Genomic DNA, 16,593 nt, shown 5'->3' with positions numbered 1-16,593 from the left:
TGCCTGATGGCTATGGAACGAATAGAGGTGAAAGGTGCTAGAGCCCACAACCTTAAAAATATTGATGTGAATATCCCGCGTGACCAGCTAGTGGTCATTACGGGATTATCTGGTTCAGGAAAATCGTCGCTTGCCTTTGATACCATTTATGCAGAAGGTCAGCGCAGGTACGTTGAATCTCTTTCAGCGTATGCACGCCAATTTCTTGGACAAATGGATAAACCGGATGTAGATGCCATTGAAGGTCTTTCTCCGGCGATTAGTATTGACCAGAAAACGACGAGCCGAAACCCTAGATCAACAGTTGGTACTGTCACTGAGATTTATGATTATTTGCGTCTCTTGTATGCTCGAGTCGGAAAACCGATTTGTCCTATACATGGGATTGAAATTACGTCACAAACGATTGAGCAGATGACAGATCGTATTTTAGAGTATCCTGAAAGAACGAAATTACAAGTGCTTGCCCCAGTTGTTTCCGGCCGCAAAGGAACACATGTGAAAGTACTTGATCAAATTCGGAAGCAGGGCTATGTGCGAGTGAGAGTCGATGGAGAGATGGAAGACCTTTCAGAAGATATCGAGCTTGAAAAGAACAAGAAGCATTCCATTGAAGTAGTCATTGATCGAATTGTGGTGAAGGAAGGCGTGGCTGCTCGTCTGTCTGACTCACTTGAAACCGCGCTGCGGCTGGGCGAAGGCCGAGTGATGATTGATGTGATTGGACAAGAAGAGCTGTTATTCAGCGAACATCATGCTTGTCCGCATTGCGGGTTCTCTATTGGTGAACTTGAGCCGAGAATGTTTTCATTTAATAGTCCTTTTGGTGCCTGCCCGAGCTGTGATGGGCTCGGTTCCAAACTAGAAGTCGACCCTGAGCTTGTCATTCCTAATAAGGATCTGACTTTACGTCAGCATGCCATTGCACCATGGGAGCCGCAAAGCTCGCAATACTATCCTCAGCTTCTTGAGGCCGTATGTACACATTATGGCATCGACATGGACATCCCTGTGAAAGATATCCCATCGCATTTATTCGATAAAATTTTATATGGAAGCGGATCTGAACGGATTTATTTTAAATACGAAAATGATTTTGGACAGGTACGTGAAAATGAAATTGAGTTTGAAGGTGTTCTTCGTAATATTGAACGACGCTATAAAGAAACCAGCTCTGATTATATTCGTGAGCAAATGGAAAAATATATGGCGAATCAGCCATGTCCGACATGTAAAGGATATCGTCTGAAAAAAGAAACGCTGGCGGTTCTCATCAATGGCAAGCATATCGGAGAAATCACCGATTTGTCTGTCTCTGATGCCCTTGATTTCTATGAAAAAATCGAGTTGTCTGAGAAAGATTTGCAGATTGCCCAGCTCATTTTGCGTGAAATCAAAGAGCGCTTGTCTTTCTTAAATAATGTGGGATTAGATTATCTGAATTTGAGCCGCTCAGCTGGCACACTATCAGGTGGAGAAGCGCAGCGGATTCGCCTGGCGACTCAAATCGGGTCAAGGTTGACAGGTGTTCTTTATATATTAGATGAACCATCCATTGGTCTGCATCAGCGCGATAATGACCGGTTGATTGGGACGTTGAAAAACATGCGCGACATCGGGAACACACTGATTGTCGTCGAGCATGATGAAGATACCATGCTAGCCGCTGATTATTTAATAGATATTGGACCTGGAGCAGGAGTTCATGGAGGAGAAGTGATTTCAGCTGGAACGCCAGAAGAAGTCATGAAGGACCCGAAATCATTAACAGGACAATATTTATCAGGTGAGAAATTTATTCCGCTGCCAATTGAGAGAAGAAAGCCTGACGGCCGCTATATTGAGATAAAAGGTGCAAAAGAAAACAACCTGAAAAACGTGAATGCGAAGTTTCCTCTTGGCGTCTTTACAGCTGTGACTGGAGTATCCGGCTCAGGGAAAAGTACGCTTGTGAATGAAATTCTATTAAAATCACTTTCACAAAAGTTGCACAGAGCGAAGGCGAAGCCAGGGCAGCACAAAGAAATCAAAGGAATGGATCATTTGGATAAGGTCATTGATATTGATCAATCTCCAATTGGCCGTACACCGAGATCGAACCCTGCCACGTATACAGGTGTCTTTGATGATGTGCGGGATGTGTTTGCACAAACCAACGAAGCAAAGGTAAGAGGTTATAAAAAAGGCAGATTCAGTTTTAACGTCAAAGGCGGGCGCTGTGAGGCGTGCCGCGGGGATGGCATCATTAAAATTGAAATGCACTTTTTGCCAGATGTGTATGTACCTTGTGAAGTGTGTCACGGGAAACGTTATAACCGTGAAACTCTTGAGGTCACATATAAAGGGAAGAACATTGCTGATGTGCTGGAAATGACGGTGGAGGACGCACTCCAATTTTTCGAGAATATCCCGAAAATTAAGCGGAAGCTTCAAACGATTTATGATGTGGGGCTTGGATACATTACACTTGGACAGCCTGCAACGACATTGTCCGGAGGAGAGGCGCAGCGCGTGAAATTGGCATCTGAGCTTCACCGCCGTTCAAACGGAAGGTCTCTTTACATTTTGGACGAGCCGACAACAGGTCTGCATGTGGATGATATTGCCCGTTTATTAAAAGTGCTTCAGCGTTTGGTTGAGAACGGTGATACGGTGCTGGTCATTGAGCACAACCTTGACATTATCAAGGCTGCTGATTACCTCGTTGATCTCGGACCAGAAGGCGGTGCAGGCGGCGGAACGATCATTGCCTCTGGCACTCCTGAGGACATTGCAAAAGAAGAAGCATCTTACACAGGCCAATACTTGAAGCCTATTTTAGAGCGTGACCGTAAGCGTATGAAACAGCTGGTCAAAGAAACAGAAAGTGTGACTTCTTCATAAAGAAAACCCCTCTTTTTATCGAGGGGTTTTTCTTTTATTGCACATCTTCCTTCGGCATTAAATTACTGAGGTGCGTTAAATCCTTTAAAATATGCGTGCTGCTGCTGTCGAGCAGTACCTTTAAATAACGGATATCACCATACTTTGGATGAGACGGATGAATGGTCTCAAGCTCCTTGATCATATCGCTGTTCATGCTTTTCTGTTTCTGTATAAGGTCTAAAAGCGTTTGAGCCGTGTGGTTTGAATTATGATGATCTGTCAAAATAATTACCCCCTATAATGATAATCACCATCTTTTCAACATATTTTAAAGGGTAATCTGTGAAGAATCTACTCTTAGGTGCAAAAAGAAATAATTTGTGTCTAAGGTCATATGTAAATCGAATGATTTTGAAACTTTTTATACGCAATAAACGTATGAGTTAGAAAGGAATTTTCGTTATGAAGGAGCGAATATATATGAATAGAGATCAGTCGATTATTGCTTCTATTTGTTACTTTAGTGTATTTTTTATGCCGTTTATCGTACCGATCGTGGCGGTTTTTGTAGTAGACCAAAAGGAAACGAAACGGCATGCGATGCGGGCATTATGGTCACATCTTTTGCCGGTCGCAGCATGCATTCTATTGGTTTTTGGGTCTATCCCGTTTTTATTGGCGACACAGGCAGGCGACTCGCTCATTCCAGTCATGACGGTGTTCATCTTGTCTTTTTTAGTAGCCATTGGCTTTTTGATCTCTGTCATTTGGAATATCATTCAAGGTATTAAAGTACTTCAATCCATCAAATCTTAGGAGGGCTTTGTATGAATGAAAAAGAACGAATTTTAAAATTAGTAGAAGACGGGGTATTATCAGCAAAAGAAGCAATTACGCTGTTAGAAAAATTAGAAGAAGGTCAGTCCGTCTCATTAGAAAAGTCTACGGATGATCACACCTTTCATGAAGAAAAAGTTGGAGCAGAGAGTAAAGGAAACGGCACCGAAAATCTTGGGGCAAAGCTGTTTGGCTGGTTAGATACTGCAGTGAAAAAGGTAAAAGACGTGGATCTTGATTTGAACTTTGGACAGTCCGTTGATGTTGAGCATATTTTTCAGTTCAAAGACGCCTCGCTCTCTCATTTAGATATTCAATTAGCGAACGGCAGCCTCAACGTGATGCCTTGGGACGATCGAGATATTCGAGCAGAATGTCATGCGAAAATCTACCGTGCAGAGGATGGAGAGCAGGCAAGACAGCAATTTCTCAATCAATTGGACTGCGGGCTTGAAGGGGATAAATTTTTTATTCGAACCGAAAAGAAGACGATGAAAGTCAATGTTACTTTATACGTACCGCGTATCCAATACGATAAGATCAAGGTCAAGCTGTTTAATGGGCCGATTCGCGGGGAAAAGCTAAAGACAAAAGAACTTGCCGCGAAAACCACAAATGGTGTTGTCTCTTTTGCCTCGTTACAGGCAGAAAAAGTCGGAATTGAAACAGCAAACGGACAAATCAAACTGGCAGATCACGAGTGTGGTATGATTGAAGTAGAAACCATCAATGGGCTCATAGACCTGCGCGGGAAAAGTGAATCAATTGATGCCCAAAGCTTTAACGGAAATATTGCGGTTCAGCTGTCAGATGAAAAGTGCCGTTCCATCTATGCGAAAACGACAACAGGCAGTGTGGACGTTCAGATCCCGCGCGCATGTGCAGTGACCGCTGAGCTGAAAAGCAATCTCGGGTCTATCTCTCACGATTTACTTGATGCAGAGATGATTAAAGAAAAAAATGAAACATTACAAAAAGAGAAAATGATCAAAGCCAATCAACAAGCGGCACACAGTATATCCATTTTTGCAGAAACAAAAACAGGCTCAATACAAGTAAAGCACCAATCAGACAAGGAGTGATTCTACATGAAGAAGCTTTATCGTTCAGCAACAGATAAAAAAATAGCGGGTGTTGTTGGTGGACTTGCGGAATATTTAAGTGTTGATGCATCGCTGCTTCGCATTTTAACCGTCATCATCGGATTTTTGACAGCATTTATGCCGATCTTCCTGATCTACTTCATCTGGTATTTTGTTGTTCCGGAAGAAGGCACTAAATAAATGCTTAGATGGATCGTCAGTATTTTAGTAAATGCATTACTTTTAATCGTCATTGCTGGATATTTTGATTCAGGCATTCTGCCTGGGCTCGGGAGCGTGTATATTGAAGGGTTTGGCGCAGCCATTGTGGCAAGTATCATTTTGTCCTTGCTCAATATTTTAGTGAAGCCGTTTTTGATCATTTTAACGCTTCCAGTGACCGTCCTTTCTCTAGGATTGTTCTTATTTGTCATCAATGCCATTACACTCATGATGACATCGAGCTTTATGGGAGATAGCTTTAACATTGATGGATTCGGAACGGCCATTTGGATGGCTGTCATTTTGTCCATTTTCCATCTGTTGATACAAAAAGGAATCGTAGAGCCGTTAGCGAAAAAAAGCTAACGGTTTTTTTGTGCAAATTTGTATCGTTTCTCCGTTCCATCTGACATAAAAACCACCTTCAGGAGACACAATATCCGAAGGGAGGCGGTGCAAGATGGTGAACGTGAGCAGACAAATCATGCTTTTATGTTTTTTTATCATTCTTTTTTGTTTCAGTCAGCCTGCTTCAGCAAGGCCTTTTCTTCAAACAGAAGTGAATGTACCGGACAAGCCTTTTTCGCCTTTTATCTTTGATCAATTTCATGTGGATGTCCGCCCGGTTCAAGGAAAAAGCCATGACCTTCAGTTTCGTGCGTCCATTAGTGACCAAGAACAGATTTTGTCTGCGAACTTGTATTATAAACAAAGTGATGAACTGGGGTATCGCTTGATTCCAATGGAACGGCTGCCCGGAATGAAGCCAGAATTTACAGCGAAAATTCCGCCAGATCAATTATGGAATCCAACCGTTCATTACTATACAGAGTTCCTTACGCAAAAATCAGTGATCAAAACAGCAGAGAAATCGGTTCATTTAAATGGATTTGAAGAGGATCTTTCGCATATTCCGGACTTATTCATCACAGAAATTGTCGTTAATTCAAAAAACCGAAAAGGCAAAGATGCTTTTGAGTTTATCGAAGTGTATAACACGACACATGCGCCTATCTCACTTAAACATTATCAGCTCCGCTACCGCAATCCCACGCAGGGTATCGAATTGGATGATGTATATTCCTTTCATAAAAATCCAATCACCATTTCACCTGGAAAACCTTATGTTTTTTGGCTGAGAAAAAAAGGGCAGGAGCATTTAACTGTAGCGGACTTTAATGCCATGTACAAAACCCAATTAAAAGAGGGCGAGCATCTAACCATTATCGAGAGCAAAGGGCTGTCCAACTCTAAATCTCGTCTTGTTTCGATCACAACAAATATAGGTGAAGAGATTTCTTCTGCCGCATTTCGTTTGAAGCCATCATGGTTTAGCGAGCATAAATCCTTGCTGTTTAAGTATCCAATGGATGGTACGACGCAGACGAAGCTGATTTCGAAAATTGAGGAAGAGCCCACTCCAGGTAAAGTGCTAAAAGCACAAATTCCATCTGAGAAAAAGGAAATTTCTCAAGATATCCATAAACCTGTGATTGAAGATATGACGATAAGGAAACCGGTGAAACCAACTGAAAGCGTAGAGATTAAAGCAGATGTCCAGGATGATCAGGCCGTGAAAACCGTCAAGCTGCGTTATCGAACGAATCGAAAAGAAGCGTTCAAGGAAATACTGCTGCAAAAAGACCAAAATGACCGGTTATTTCATCATATTATTTATTCACCTGAGTTGATTGGGAAGGAACAATTGGAATATCAGCTTGAAGCGTCAGATGGCGAAAATGAAGCCAAAACGTTGAAAAAAACGGTTGATGTTGAGCAGGTTAGCAAAGCCCACGGTCTCCGATTCAATGTAGAAGAGGGAGATACGGTTTCAGGGTTATTTTCATTAAAGGCAACGTCTGATCAGAAAAAAAGCATCGAATTACGGATTGATGGAAAACGGAATCAGCAAGTATCCGCTGCCCTTGAAGCAGATCCATATATCGCATTTGATGTCAAAGGAACAAATTTATATTTTAAAAATGGGGTGTCTATAGGTAAGCGTTTACTTTCTGTTTTTGATGATTCGACAAAAGTGTACCGTACCTATACAATGCCAATACCAGAAGAAGAGATAAAAAAGGCAGGTCTCCAAACGATCTCATTCCACGCTGGCACAAAGTCTTCTCCGATAGACAGGCTCCCTGGAGAGAATCATGATGATTTTGAATTGAAAAATGTCAGGATGATCTTATCGAATGGAACACAAATTCAGCCAATCAATGCGAAGCCGCAAAAGGAATGGAGAATGGGAGACAGCGGGAACGCAAAAAAGGTTAGAACGTTTCAATTTGAGATTCCAAAAGAGGCTTATGTCTCAACCTATATAAAGTGGGATACAAAAAGGCTGAAAGAAGGGCCACACCTAATTGAGGCCAAAACCTCAGACGAGCATGCTTCAGTACGTGTGAAAGTTGATAACATTGGGCCGAGAATTAAGACCAACGTACAAGCAAAGGATCAATATAAAGGCGCCTTTACATTAAAAGCAAAAGTAACGGATCGCTGGAGTGACATAGAGGAGTTGAAGGCGTATGTAGATGGCAAACCAGTTTCTTTGCCATATCAGACGTCCTCTAGTGAATTAAAGCCTGGGAAGCACACGTTTATGATCAAAGCAAAAGACGCTGCTGGGAACATGTCGACGTTGAAAAAAGAGTTCAAGACCGTACATGAGCATCCAGAAACACCAGAACGGGTGGCAGATAAGACGAAAATGAAATCATCAAAGCAAACTGTGCTAACCAAGGATCCAACCAATGATAAGTTAGATTACTCTTTTTATCGTGCCTATCAATATACATCGCTGCATCCTTCAATGAAGATTTTTAAGTATGCAGCAGAGACAGAGCCGCCAAAGAGTTTTCTTCAAAAAGGAGAAATGATTTTTTCTGATCAAGAAAGGAACCGCATTGCATTTGTTGATGGGAAGGCAGTTGAAACGAAGGATTTACAGCGTTTTCCTTATCATCGTTTTCAAATTAAGATTCATCATGATGTGCGCGAAAAGGATGTCGTCGAAGCTGTATGGAAAGGGAGTTCATTGTCGGGGAGAAAGGTGACAATGTACGCATGGAATCACCAGCAGGAAAAGTGGGATAAAATCACTCATCACTTTGCGAAGGATCAAAAGGAATTTTACCTAAAAGGGCTGCTGTCAGTGAGACAGTACATGAGGAATCAAACGTTTGATTTGCTAGTACAGGATGAAATCAGCAAATCGCAAAAGCCGTATAAGATGGTGTGGATGTCTGACACTCAATATTATGCAAAGAGCTATCCTCATATCTTTAAACAAATGGTCGAATGGATCAGAGATCAGAGGGAGAAATTAAACATTCAATATGTGTTCCATACAGGCGATATTGTGGATGATTCAAAGGATAAGCAATGGCACCGTGCTGATACATTTATGCGTGTATTAGATGAGAATCACATTCCCTATGGTGTTTTAGCAGGAAATCATGATGTTAGACACAAGGACGGTTTATATGCGGAATACGGGAAATATTTCGGGGAAAAACGCTTTGCTGATAAGCCTTACTATGGTGAATCCTATCGAAACAATAAAGGTCATTATGATCTCATCTCTGCCGGCGGCAATGATTATATGATGGTGTACATGGGCTGGGGGATTAAGCAAGATGAAATTGATTGGTTAAACCGCGTGATTTCTGAGCATCCAGATCGTATTGTCATTTTAAATTTCCATGAGTATTTGTTAGTGAGCGGCAACCGAAGCCCGATTGGCGATCTCATCTTCCATCAAGTGGTGAAACGCCATCCTAATATTGTGGCAGTATTTAGCGGCCACTACCATGGAGCCAGCAGGAAAGTAGATGAGCTTGATGATGACCATGATGGAAAAGCAGACAGGAAAGTATATCAAATACTCGCCGATTATCAGTCAGGACCTGAAGGTGGGCAAGGGTTTATGAGGGTCATAACAGCCGATCAAGAAAAAAATCAACTTCATTTTACAACATATTCACCTTACTTGAATAAAGAGCATTTTTACGATCCTAAAACGTATGGAGATCAAGATGAATTTTCAATCGATGTGGATTTGACACCGAAAATGAAATCTGTCAAAACCAATTATTTTGAACTCAATGTGTACACGAATGTTCTTTTAGGAGAAGCGCGCGGCGTAAAAAGCGGCAAAAAAGCGAGCTTTGAGTGGAAGGGCTTAAAGCCAAATGAAGATTATTATTGGTACACTGTAGCAAAAGATCGTTTCCAAGGAAAAGCCATTTCACCAATATGGAAAATTCATACAAAAGATGATGACGAAACAAAATTTCTTAGGAAATAAAAAAACAGTGCTCCGTGTCAGGGGCACTGTTTATCTTTCCATTGTATGAATGAGCTTGTAACGATCCCCTCTATAAACGGAAACTACATACTCAAATGGAACGTCTTGTTGAAAAAAAGTCGTTCTTGTTATGGACAGTACAGGATCGCCTGTTGAAATAGACAGCAAGTATGCTTCTTCCTTTGAGGCAACATTGGCTTCAAGCTCCTGTTTGGCATGAGCAATGACATGACCAGTATGAGTTTCTATATATTCATATAAAGAGCCAGTTAAATGTTCCTTTGTTAAAGCTCCTGCAAATCTTTCAGGTATATAGCTCGTTTCAATCGCCATCGGTTCATCATTTGCAAGGCGTATCCGTTTTAGTTCAAAGACATCATCACTATTTGACAGTTGTAAGGCTGGCAGCAAGTGCTCTGGACATACGGTTTTTTTGAAGTCAATCAGCTGGCTTGATGCTTTGAGCCCTCGTTGCCGCATATCCTCTGAAAAGCTTGTTAAGCCTTGAAGCGGCTGTTCAAATTTTTTTCGGCTAACAAAGGTGCCTTTACCTTTTTGTCGATACAAATATCCTTCGTTCACAAGATTCGATAAGGCTTGTCTGACAGTCATTCGACTAATACCAAAGCGTTCGGCATATTCTCTTTCAGAAGGAATGAGTGTATCAGGTGCTAATGTTCCATCCTCAATCTGCTTTTTCAAGTTCTCCATAATCTGATGGTACATCGGAATAGGTGACTGCTTATCAATAAACATGTGAAAATCCTCTCGTTTTTAGCGTAGTGATCCAGCTTCTCGATCAATCAAAACTGTTACATCTTCATGGAGTTTCAGTGCAGATGCTGGGAAGTCTGGATGAATCTCTGCCTGTTCTAAATATTGTATCACTTTCGCTTTTGATTTTCCCGAAGCAAGAAGGAGAATCTTTTTACTTGAAAGAATGCTCGCAATTCCCATTGTGATCGCATGAGTAGGTACCTCATCAATAGAAGAAAAGTATCTTGCGTTAGCCTGTCTCGTGTTCTCATCTAATTGCACGACATGAGTCTTTGAGTTGAAAAGGGTACCAGGTTCGTTAAAACCGATATGTCCATTTTGACCGATTCCAAGGAGCTGAAGATCGATGCCGCCTACATCCTCAATAAGCTGGTCATATCTTAAGCATTCCTTTTCTAAGTGAGCTGCATTGCCATTTGGAAGAAAATACTGACTCTGAGGGAGATCAATATGGTCAAATAAATGACGTTTCATGTAGGTCATATAACTATTTTCGTGTTCTGGATCAAGCCCTGCATATTCATCTAAATTGATTGTTTTTGTTTGCTTGAAAGACAATTGATGTGCTTGATGAAGTTGAATTAACTCTTTGTAAGTATCAATAGGTGTACCGCCCGTTGCTAGGCCGAGTACGGCATCGGGTTTAGCAGCTATTGCATGTGCAATAATGGCGGCTGCTTCTTTTCCTAATTGCTCCTTGCTTTCAAATTCGATGATGTTCATTAGTGGTTGGCCTCCTTTTTTTCAAAGACGATTTGTCCACGGCAGATCGTCATCATCAGTTCACCAGATTCATCCCAAATCACCAAATCTGCTAGTTTTCCAATTTCGATGGAACCGAGCTGTTGATCAAGTCCCAGCTGAGCGGCTGCATTGGTTGAGGTCATTTTCGCAATCTCTGTCCACTCACAATTTGTGAGCTGTTTCATCCGTTTGACGCCATCTTTCATTCGCAAAATCGATCCTGCAAGTGTACCATCTTCCAGCAATGCTTTTTCGCCGCTGACTGTGACCGTCTGACCACCAAATTCGTATGTTCCATTACCGAGCCCTTTTGCACGCATCGAGTCTGTGATCATGATTAAACGATCACTTCCTTTTGCCAAATACGCAAGCTTGATGGAAAGAGGATGGGAGTGAACCCCATCTGTGATCAGCTCGGTATAAAGGTTCTCATTCGTAAGAGCAGCACCTACAGCGTTCGGTTCACGATGCTGAAACGAACTCAGTGCATTATAAAGGTGCGTTACATGGCGTGCACCATGCTTAGCTGCTAAATTAATCATGTCATGTTGGGCATTCGTATGTCCAATAGAAGGGATCATGTTCTTTTCCTGTAACAGGGACAGAAAAGCAAAATCTGTGTCTTCCTCAGGCGCAAACGTGACAATTCGAATTAGCTGTTCAGCTGCATCCAGCCATTTTTTAAAAAGCGGAATATCGGGCTGTTTAATCCATTGAACAGGCTGTGCCCCTGCCTTATCTTTAGAAATAAATGGACCTTCTAGGTGGATTCCTAGACATTGCGCCTGACTTCCTGCATGTTCTTCATTACTTTGTTTCCACTGAGCGACATTTTTAAGTGCCTGCTCAATCTCATGATGGTTTTGTGTAATGGTTGTCGCTAAAAAACTTGTCGTTCCTTCTGATGGAAGGTTGTCAGCGAGTGTATTCATCGCTTCTGCTGTCGCATCCATCATGTCTGCACCATATCCACCATGGATGTGAATATCAATCATTCCAGGGAGTAAATAAAAGTTTTCCCGGGAAATATATACTTTTTCATAATTTCCTGTCGGTAGTGATGTTGAAATATAGTCAATCTTGCCATCGCGTAAACCGACAAAACCGTTTTCAATGATCTTTGTCTTTGTCACAATATGAATATTGGAGAGCAATAAAGAACCGCTCATGTTTGAGCCCCCTTATTCGTTATCTTTCATTTAAGTTTACTCTTTTTAAGTATAGTTGTCTATACCAGTGAGGGCGGTGAAACAGGAACAGGATAAAATACTGTTTTGGGTTCATCATTGAAAGTGATAAAATAGAGCTGTATTTCTGAATCGCCTGTGATAAAAGGAGGAAGAAGCGTGCCGAAAGTTCGTACGAAGGACATAATGGAACAATTTCATCTTGAACTGGTAAGTGGGGAAGAAGGGATTAATCGTCCCATTACAATCAGTGATCTTTCCAGACCAGGTATTGAAATGGCTGGTTATTTTACATATTACCCAAAAGAAAGAGTTCAACTTTTAGGGAAAACAGAGCTTTCTTTTTTTGAACAGCTCCCAGAACGCGAACGAAAGCAGAGAATGATGTCTCTTTGTACAGATATTACCCCTGCCATTATTTTGTCTCGAGATCGTGATGTGCCGAAGGAATTAATCGAAGCATCAAATGAAAATGGTGTGCCCGTTTTACGATCTAGTCTAAAAACGACAAGACTTTCGAGTCGATTGACCAACTTTTTAGAAAGTAAGCTGGCACCAACGACTGCCATTCATGGTGTGCTCGTCGATGTATATGGTGTAGGTGTATTATTAATTGGGAAAAGCGGAGTAGGAAAAAGTGAAACAGCCTTAGAATTAGTGAAGAGGGGACATCGCCTCGTTGCAGACGATTGCGTGGAAATCCGTCAAGAGGATCAGGATACGTTAGTCGGAAGTGCACCAGAGCTGATTGAACATCTTTTAGAAATCCGCGGGTTAGGCATTATTAATGTGATGACCTTATTTGGAGCAGGCGCTGTCAGAAGCTATAAGAGAATTACGATTGTGATGAATCTGGAGCTTTGGGAACAAGGCAAACAGTATGATCGTTTAGGACTTGAAGAAGAGAAAATGAGAATTATTGATACAGATGTGCCGAAGCTGACGATCCCTGTGCGGCCAGGTCGAAACTTAGCGGTTATCATTGAAGTGGCTGCGATGAACTTCAGGCTGAAACGTATGGGGCATAATGCAGCAGAACAATTTACAAGTAAGCTTGCCGATGTCATTGAAGACAATGGCCAAGATGAATAGGAGTTGACTATATGAACGAAGCAATTCAGCCAATTGATCCGATCGCTTTTCAGCTCGGACCTATTTCGGTTCATTGGTATGGTGTGATTATTGGGGTCGGAGCCTTGCTTGGACTCTGGCTCGCACTGAGAGAATGTGAAAAAAGAGGAATCAATAAAGATCTGTTTATTGACTTAATCTTATTTGCCATTCCAATCGCGATTATTTGTGCCCGAATTTATTATGTATCCTTCGAATGGGATTACTATCAGCAGCATCCAAACGAAATCATTAAAATCTGGAATGGTGGAATTGCGATTCACGGCGGGCTGATTGGTGCCGTGCTGACAGCCATCGTTTTTACAAAAGTGAGAAAGGTATCGTTTTGGAAAATAGCTGATGTCGCAGCACCAAGTATTTTACTAGGGCAGGCAATTGGACGCTGGGGGAACTTTATTAACCAAGAAGCGCATGGTGAGGCGGTTTCAAGAGCCTTTTTAGAAAATTTGCATCTGCCTGAGTTTATCATTAATCAAATGTATATTGATGGTACCTATTATCACCCGACGTTCTTATACGAATCATTATGGAATCTTGCCGGTGTTGTCATATTGATTTTATTACGGAGAACTTCGCTGCGCAGAGGCGAAATTTTCTTGTCTTATTTAATTTGGTATTCAATCGGCCGTTTCTTCATTGAAGGGATGAGAACAGACAGCTTAATGCTGACAGAACATCTTCGAATTGCACAGATGATTTCAATTGTGATATTCGCAGTGGCTGTTCTACTGATTTTCTTTAGAAGAATGAAAGGATACGCATCAATTCCGTATAAAGAGAACAATTCATCGAATTAAGCAGGGGGGATGAGAAGAGATGAGAGAGACATGGAAAAACGGCTTGAAAGCAGGGCTATCGACAACTTGGACTCTTGGCAAAGTTATCTTTCCAGTAACTATTCTCGTCAGTATCTTGCAGCATACGCCTGTCATGGATTGGATCATCCGATTCATTCAGCCATTTATGGGGCTGTTTGGTCTTTCGGGGGAAGCAGCGATTCCGCTTGTATTAGGAAACATGCTGAATTTGTATGCGGGAATTGCAGCCATTTTGACATTAGAGCTTCCTGTGAAGGAAGTGTTTATTTTGGCAGTGATGCTGTCCTTTTGCCATAACCTGATCATCGAATCGACAGTGGCGGCAAAGGTTGGACTGAGAGTATCTGTGATTTTGCTGGTTAGAATCAGTCTTGCTGTTATTTCTGCTATTGTCATTCATCTCGTTTGGCAGGGAGGCGAGGAGCCGGCGCAATATGGACTTTTGAGTGCAGCTCAGGCGGCTGATGTGCCTTCCAGCTGGTACATGATCGTTCTTCTTGCTATACAAAAAGCAGTACTCGGTGTGCTGCAGCTTGCCTGTATCGTTATACCGCTCATGATCATCATTCAATTCATGAGAGATTTAGGCTGGCTTCATACACTGTCTAAGTGGCTGTCACCTTTTACTAGAATGCTTGGGATGAAAGAAAATACGTCTATGACAATGGTGGCTGGATTAACGATTGGTCTGGCGTATGGAGCCGGCGTGATGATGAAGGCAGTGGAAGAGGACGGTGTGAGTAAAAAGGACTTAACCCTAGCTTTTATTTTCCTCGTTGCCTGCCATGCGGTGGTCGAAGATACGCTGGTTTTTATTCCACTTGGTATTCCAGTATGGCCGCTTCTTGTGATCCGCCTGATTTCTGCAATTTTATTGACAGCTGCCATTAGCTATATTTGGCGGAAGCGGGAACATGCAGCTGTTAGAAAGGAAGCCATATGAACGAATCGACGATCAACACAGTGCTATTTGATTTAGATGGCACATTAATCAATACAAATGAATTAATTATTGCTTCATTTCAGCATACGCTGGACCATTATTACCCTGGTCAGTACAGCCGTGAGGATATTCTTCATTTCATTGGTCCGTCCTTGTTTGATACATTCTCTGCGATGGATCCTGAGTTGACGGATGACATGATTCAGATGTACCGCACGTTTAATCATGAGCAGCATGATCTGCTTGTGACTGAATATGAGACCGTTTTAGACACATTGAAAGTCCTGCAGGATCGAGGATTTAAGCTCGGTATTGTCACAACGAAGATACGGGATACGGTTTTAATGGGATTGAAGCTGACCGGTTTAGAGCCGTTCTTTGAGGTTATTGTGACGCTCGATGATGTACAAAATGAGAAGCCGCATCCGGAGCCTGTTCAGCTTGCATTATCAAAGCTTGGCAGTGATCCGCATGAAGCGGTGATGGTTGGTGATAATTATCATGACATTTTGTCTGGTCAAGCGGCAGGGACAAAAACGGCAGGTGTGGCTTGGTCTATTAAAGGAGAAGAGGCCCTTTTAAAGCATCGCCCTGACTTCATGCTGAAGAAAATGAGTGATCTCCTGGCGATTGTTGGAGCTGATTAAGTTGAGAAAAACAGATCGATATCCAGTAAAAGGGGTCAATTCGCTGCGGCAAGTCTATCGGACAGTTCCCTTTTTCAAAGTGGTGAAAAATTTCATTTTTATTCAAATGGCAAGGTACACGCCGTTTATGGGAATGAAAAATTGGATATACCGAACTTTTCTTCGTATGAAGGTCGGCGAGGATACGGCGTTTGCCTTAATGGTAATGGTTGATCTGATGTTTCCTGAGAAAATCACCGTCGGACGAAATAGTGTAATCGGTTATAACACGACCATCTTATCCCATGAGTATTTGATTAAAGAGTACAGACTTGGGGAAGTCTATATTGGTGATGAAGTCTTAATTGGAGCTAATTCCACTATTTTACCTGGTGTGACCATTGGGGATGGAGCGATCGTATCGGCTGGTACACTTGTTCATAAGGATGTGCCAGCAGGCTCATTTGTTGGAGGAAATCCAATGCGCATGATTTATACGAAGGAAGAAATGGAAGCACGTCAATCTAAGTCTGCTGAGTAGCTCGGCAGACTTTTTTGTTGACAATGTGACATGGTGTAACTATAATGATTACAACAGAGGTGAGAAAACATGAAAATCAGCAGCAGATTTACTGTCGCTGTCCATATTCTGGCCTTGCTATCACTTGAAAAAGGATCTTTACAGACATCGGAGGATATCGCAGGAAGTGTGAATACAAACCCAGTGGTCATCCGCCGCATTATGAGTAAATTGAAAAAAGCAGGCCTAATCTCAACGAGTCTTGGCAAAGGTGGTTCGCAGCTGAACCGCAGTGAAGACGACATCACATTGCTCGATGTGTATAAAGCGGTTGAAGTCGTAGATGAGGGTGAATTGTTTCAAATTCATGAAAGCCCAAATCCTGACTGTCCGATCGGTGCAAATATTCAAGCGGTGCTTGAATTAATTTTATGCCGCGCTCAAAGTGCGATGGAGCAAGTACTTGCTGAGATCAAATTAAGTGAACTAACGCATGTGCTAATCAAAAAAATTGGATGATCAATTC

At 41.9% G+C, this 16,593-nt stretch carries 16 protein-coding genes; 12 read left to right on the top strand and 4 right to left on the bottom strand.

Annotated features, from left to right (window positions below):
- The first annotated feature begins 6 nt into the window (after positions 1 to 6).
- Positions 7 to 2,883: an excinuclease ABC subunit UvrA gene (uvrA, locus tag ACN6NB_RS16555; RefSeq protein WP_064497992.1), complete on the top strand. Its 2,877-nt coding sequence runs from the start codon at positions 7 to 9 to the stop codon at positions 2,881 to 2,883.
- Positions 2,884 to 2,917: 34 nt separating this feature from the next.
- On the opposite strand, the gene ACN6NB_RS16550 is transcribed toward uvrA, so the two are convergent.
- Positions 2,918 to 3,148, bottom strand: coding sequence for a hypothetical protein (locus tag ACN6NB_RS16550; protein WP_034281058.1), 231 nt, complete (start codon positions 3,146 to 3,148; stop codon positions 2,918 to 2,920).
- 197 nt (positions 3,149 to 3,345) lie between these two features.
- Here ACN6NB_RS16550 and ACN6NB_RS16545 point away from each other — a divergent pair, with 197 nt between their 5' ends.
- The 5 genes from ACN6NB_RS16545 to ACN6NB_RS16525 all read left to right on the top strand — a co-directional run bounded on the left by ACN6NB_RS16545 (position 3,346) and on the right by ACN6NB_RS16525 (position 9,321).
- Positions 3,346 to 3,681, top strand: a complete 336-nt coding sequence (locus ACN6NB_RS16545; protein ID WP_041088094.1) for a membrane protein — start codon at positions 3,346 to 3,348, stop codon at positions 3,679 to 3,681.
- An 11-nt stretch (positions 3,682 to 3,692) separates the two neighbouring features.
- Positions 3,693 to 4,784, top strand: coding sequence for a DUF4097 family beta strand repeat-containing protein (locus ACN6NB_RS16540; protein ID WP_041088096.1), 1,092 nt, complete (start codon positions 3,693 to 3,695; stop codon positions 4,782 to 4,784).
- Positions 4,785 to 4,790: 6 nt separating this feature from the next.
- Complete coding sequence (locus ACN6NB_RS16535) at positions 4,791 to 4,985, top strand: PspC domain-containing protein (protein WP_024423578.1); 195 nt, start codon at positions 4,791 to 4,793, stop codon at positions 4,983 to 4,985.
- Positions 4,986 to 5,372 carry a phage holin family protein gene (locus tag ACN6NB_RS16530; RefSeq protein ID WP_024423577.1) on the top strand — a complete coding sequence of 129 codons (387 nt, stop codon included), beginning with the start codon at positions 4,986 to 4,988 and terminating at the stop codon, positions 5,370 to 5,372.
- A gap of 94 nt (positions 5,373 to 5,466) precedes the next feature.
- Positions 5,467 to 9,321: a lamin tail domain-containing metallophosphoesterase family protein gene (locus tag ACN6NB_RS16525; protein ID WP_474253497.1), complete on the top strand. Its 3,855-nt coding sequence runs from the start codon at positions 5,467 to 5,469 to the stop codon at positions 9,319 to 9,321.
- 30 nt (positions 9,322 to 9,351) lie between these two features.
- On the opposite strand, the gene ACN6NB_RS16520 is transcribed toward ACN6NB_RS16525, so the two are convergent.
- From ACN6NB_RS16520 to nagA, 3 genes are read right to left on the bottom strand one after another with little or no spacing between them, the layout of a single operon-like run.
- Positions 9,352 to 10,077, bottom strand: coding sequence for a GntR family transcriptional regulator (locus ACN6NB_RS16520; protein ID WP_144491533.1), 726 nt, complete (start codon positions 10,075 to 10,077; stop codon positions 9,352 to 9,354).
- 18 nt (positions 10,078 to 10,095) lie between these two features.
- Entirely contained in the window at positions 10,096 to 10,821 is a 726-nt protein-coding gene (nagB, locus tag ACN6NB_RS16515) for a glucosamine-6-phosphate deaminase (RefSeq protein ID WP_144491532.1), read from the bottom strand.
- On the bottom strand, positions 10,821 to 12,011 hold the full coding sequence (nagA, locus tag ACN6NB_RS16510) for an N-acetylglucosamine-6-phosphate deacetylase (protein WP_144491531.1): 1,191 nt from the start codon (positions 12,009 to 12,011) through the stop codon (positions 10,821 to 10,823). The genes nagB and nagA overlap by 1 nt, the downstream gene beginning before the upstream one ends.
- Before the next feature lie 177 nt (positions 12,012 to 12,188).
- On the opposite strand from nagA, the gene hprK reads away from it, so the two are divergent.
- The 6 genes from hprK to ACN6NB_RS16480 all read left to right on the top strand — a co-directional run bounded on the left by hprK (position 12,189) and on the right by ACN6NB_RS16480 (position 16,586).
- On the top strand, positions 12,189 to 13,121 hold the full coding sequence (gene hprK / locus ACN6NB_RS16505) for an HPr(Ser) kinase/phosphatase (RefSeq protein ID WP_024423572.1): 933 nt from the start codon (positions 12,189 to 12,191) through the stop codon (positions 13,119 to 13,121).
- A gap of 11 nt (positions 13,122 to 13,132) precedes the next feature.
- Positions 13,133 to 13,957, top strand: a complete 825-nt coding sequence (lgt, locus tag ACN6NB_RS16500; protein ID WP_126682342.1) for a prolipoprotein diacylglyceryl transferase — start codon at positions 13,133 to 13,135, stop codon at positions 13,955 to 13,957.
- Positions 13,958 to 13,976: 19 nt separating this feature from the next.
- Positions 13,977 to 14,921, top strand: a complete 945-nt coding sequence (locus tag ACN6NB_RS16495; RefSeq protein ID WP_039181688.1) for a nucleoside recognition domain-containing protein — start codon at positions 13,977 to 13,979, stop codon at positions 14,919 to 14,921.
- Positions 14,918 to 15,568: a pyrophosphatase PpaX gene (ppaX, locus tag ACN6NB_RS16490; RefSeq protein ID WP_039181686.1), complete on the top strand. Its 651-nt coding sequence runs from the start codon at positions 14,918 to 14,920 to the stop codon at positions 15,566 to 15,568. Before ACN6NB_RS16495 ends, ppaX begins: the two co-directional genes overlap by 4 nt.
- A 1-nt stretch (position 15,569) precedes the next feature.
- Positions 15,570 to 16,088 carry an acyltransferase gene (locus ACN6NB_RS16485; RefSeq protein ID WP_039181684.1) on the top strand — a complete coding sequence of 173 codons (519 nt, stop codon included), beginning with the start codon at positions 15,570 to 15,572 and terminating at the stop codon, positions 16,086 to 16,088.
- A 69-nt stretch (positions 16,089 to 16,157) separates the two neighbouring features.
- Positions 16,158 to 16,586: an Rrf2 family transcriptional regulator gene (locus ACN6NB_RS16480; protein ID WP_024423567.1), complete on the top strand. Its 429-nt coding sequence runs from the start codon at positions 16,158 to 16,160 to the stop codon at positions 16,584 to 16,586.
- The last annotated feature ends 7 nt before the right edge of the window (positions 16,587 to 16,593 follow it).

This window comes from Bacillus sp. 11B20, from assembly GCF_056098985.1.
This window is presented reverse-complemented; position numbering and strand designations above follow the sequence as displayed.

Bases quoted from the DNA above. Each gene is read 5' to 3' on its own strand.
- uvrA (WP_064497992.1), top strand. From the start codon at position 7: ATGGCTATGGAACGAATAGAGGTGAAAGGTGCTAGAGCCCACAACCTT.
- ACN6NB_RS16545 (WP_041088094.1), top strand. From the start codon at position 3,346: ATGAATAGAGATCAGTCGATTATTGCTTCTATTTGTTACTTTAGTGTA.
- ACN6NB_RS16540 (WP_041088096.1), top strand. From the start codon at position 3,693: ATGAATGAAAAAGAACGAATTTTAAAATTAGTAGAAGACGGGGTATTA.
- ACN6NB_RS16535 (WP_024423578.1), top strand. From the start codon at position 4,791: ATGAAGAAGCTTTATCGTTCAGCAACAGATAAAAAAATAGCGGGTGTT.
- ACN6NB_RS16530 (WP_024423577.1), top strand. From the start codon at position 4,986: ATGCTTAGATGGATCGTCAGTATTTTAGTAAATGCATTACTTTTAATC.
- ACN6NB_RS16525 (WP_474253497.1), top strand. From the start codon at position 5,467: ATGGTGAACGTGAGCAGACAAATCATGCTTTTATGTTTTTTTATCATT.
- ACN6NB_RS16520 (WP_144491533.1), bottom strand. From the start codon at position 10,077: ATGTTTATTGATAAGCAGTCACCTATTCCGATGTACCATCAGATTATG.
- nagB (WP_144491532.1), bottom strand. From the start codon at position 10,821: ATGAACATCATCGAATTTGAAAGCAAGGAGCAATTAGGAAAAGAAGCA.
- nagA (WP_144491531.1), bottom strand. From the start codon at position 12,011: ATGAGCGGTTCTTTATTGCTCTCCAATATTCATATTGTGACAAAGACA.
- lgt (WP_126682342.1), top strand. From the start codon at position 13,133: ATGAACGAAGCAATTCAGCCAATTGATCCGATCGCTTTTCAGCTCGGA.
- ACN6NB_RS16495 (WP_039181688.1), top strand. From the start codon at position 13,977: ATGAGAGAGACATGGAAAAACGGCTTGAAAGCAGGGCTATCGACAACT.
- ppaX (WP_039181686.1), top strand. From the start codon at position 14,918: ATGAACGAATCGACGATCAACACAGTGCTATTTGATTTAGATGGCACA.
- ACN6NB_RS16480 (WP_024423567.1), top strand. From the start codon at position 16,158: ATGAAAATCAGCAGCAGATTTACTGTCGCTGTCCATATTCTGGCCTTG.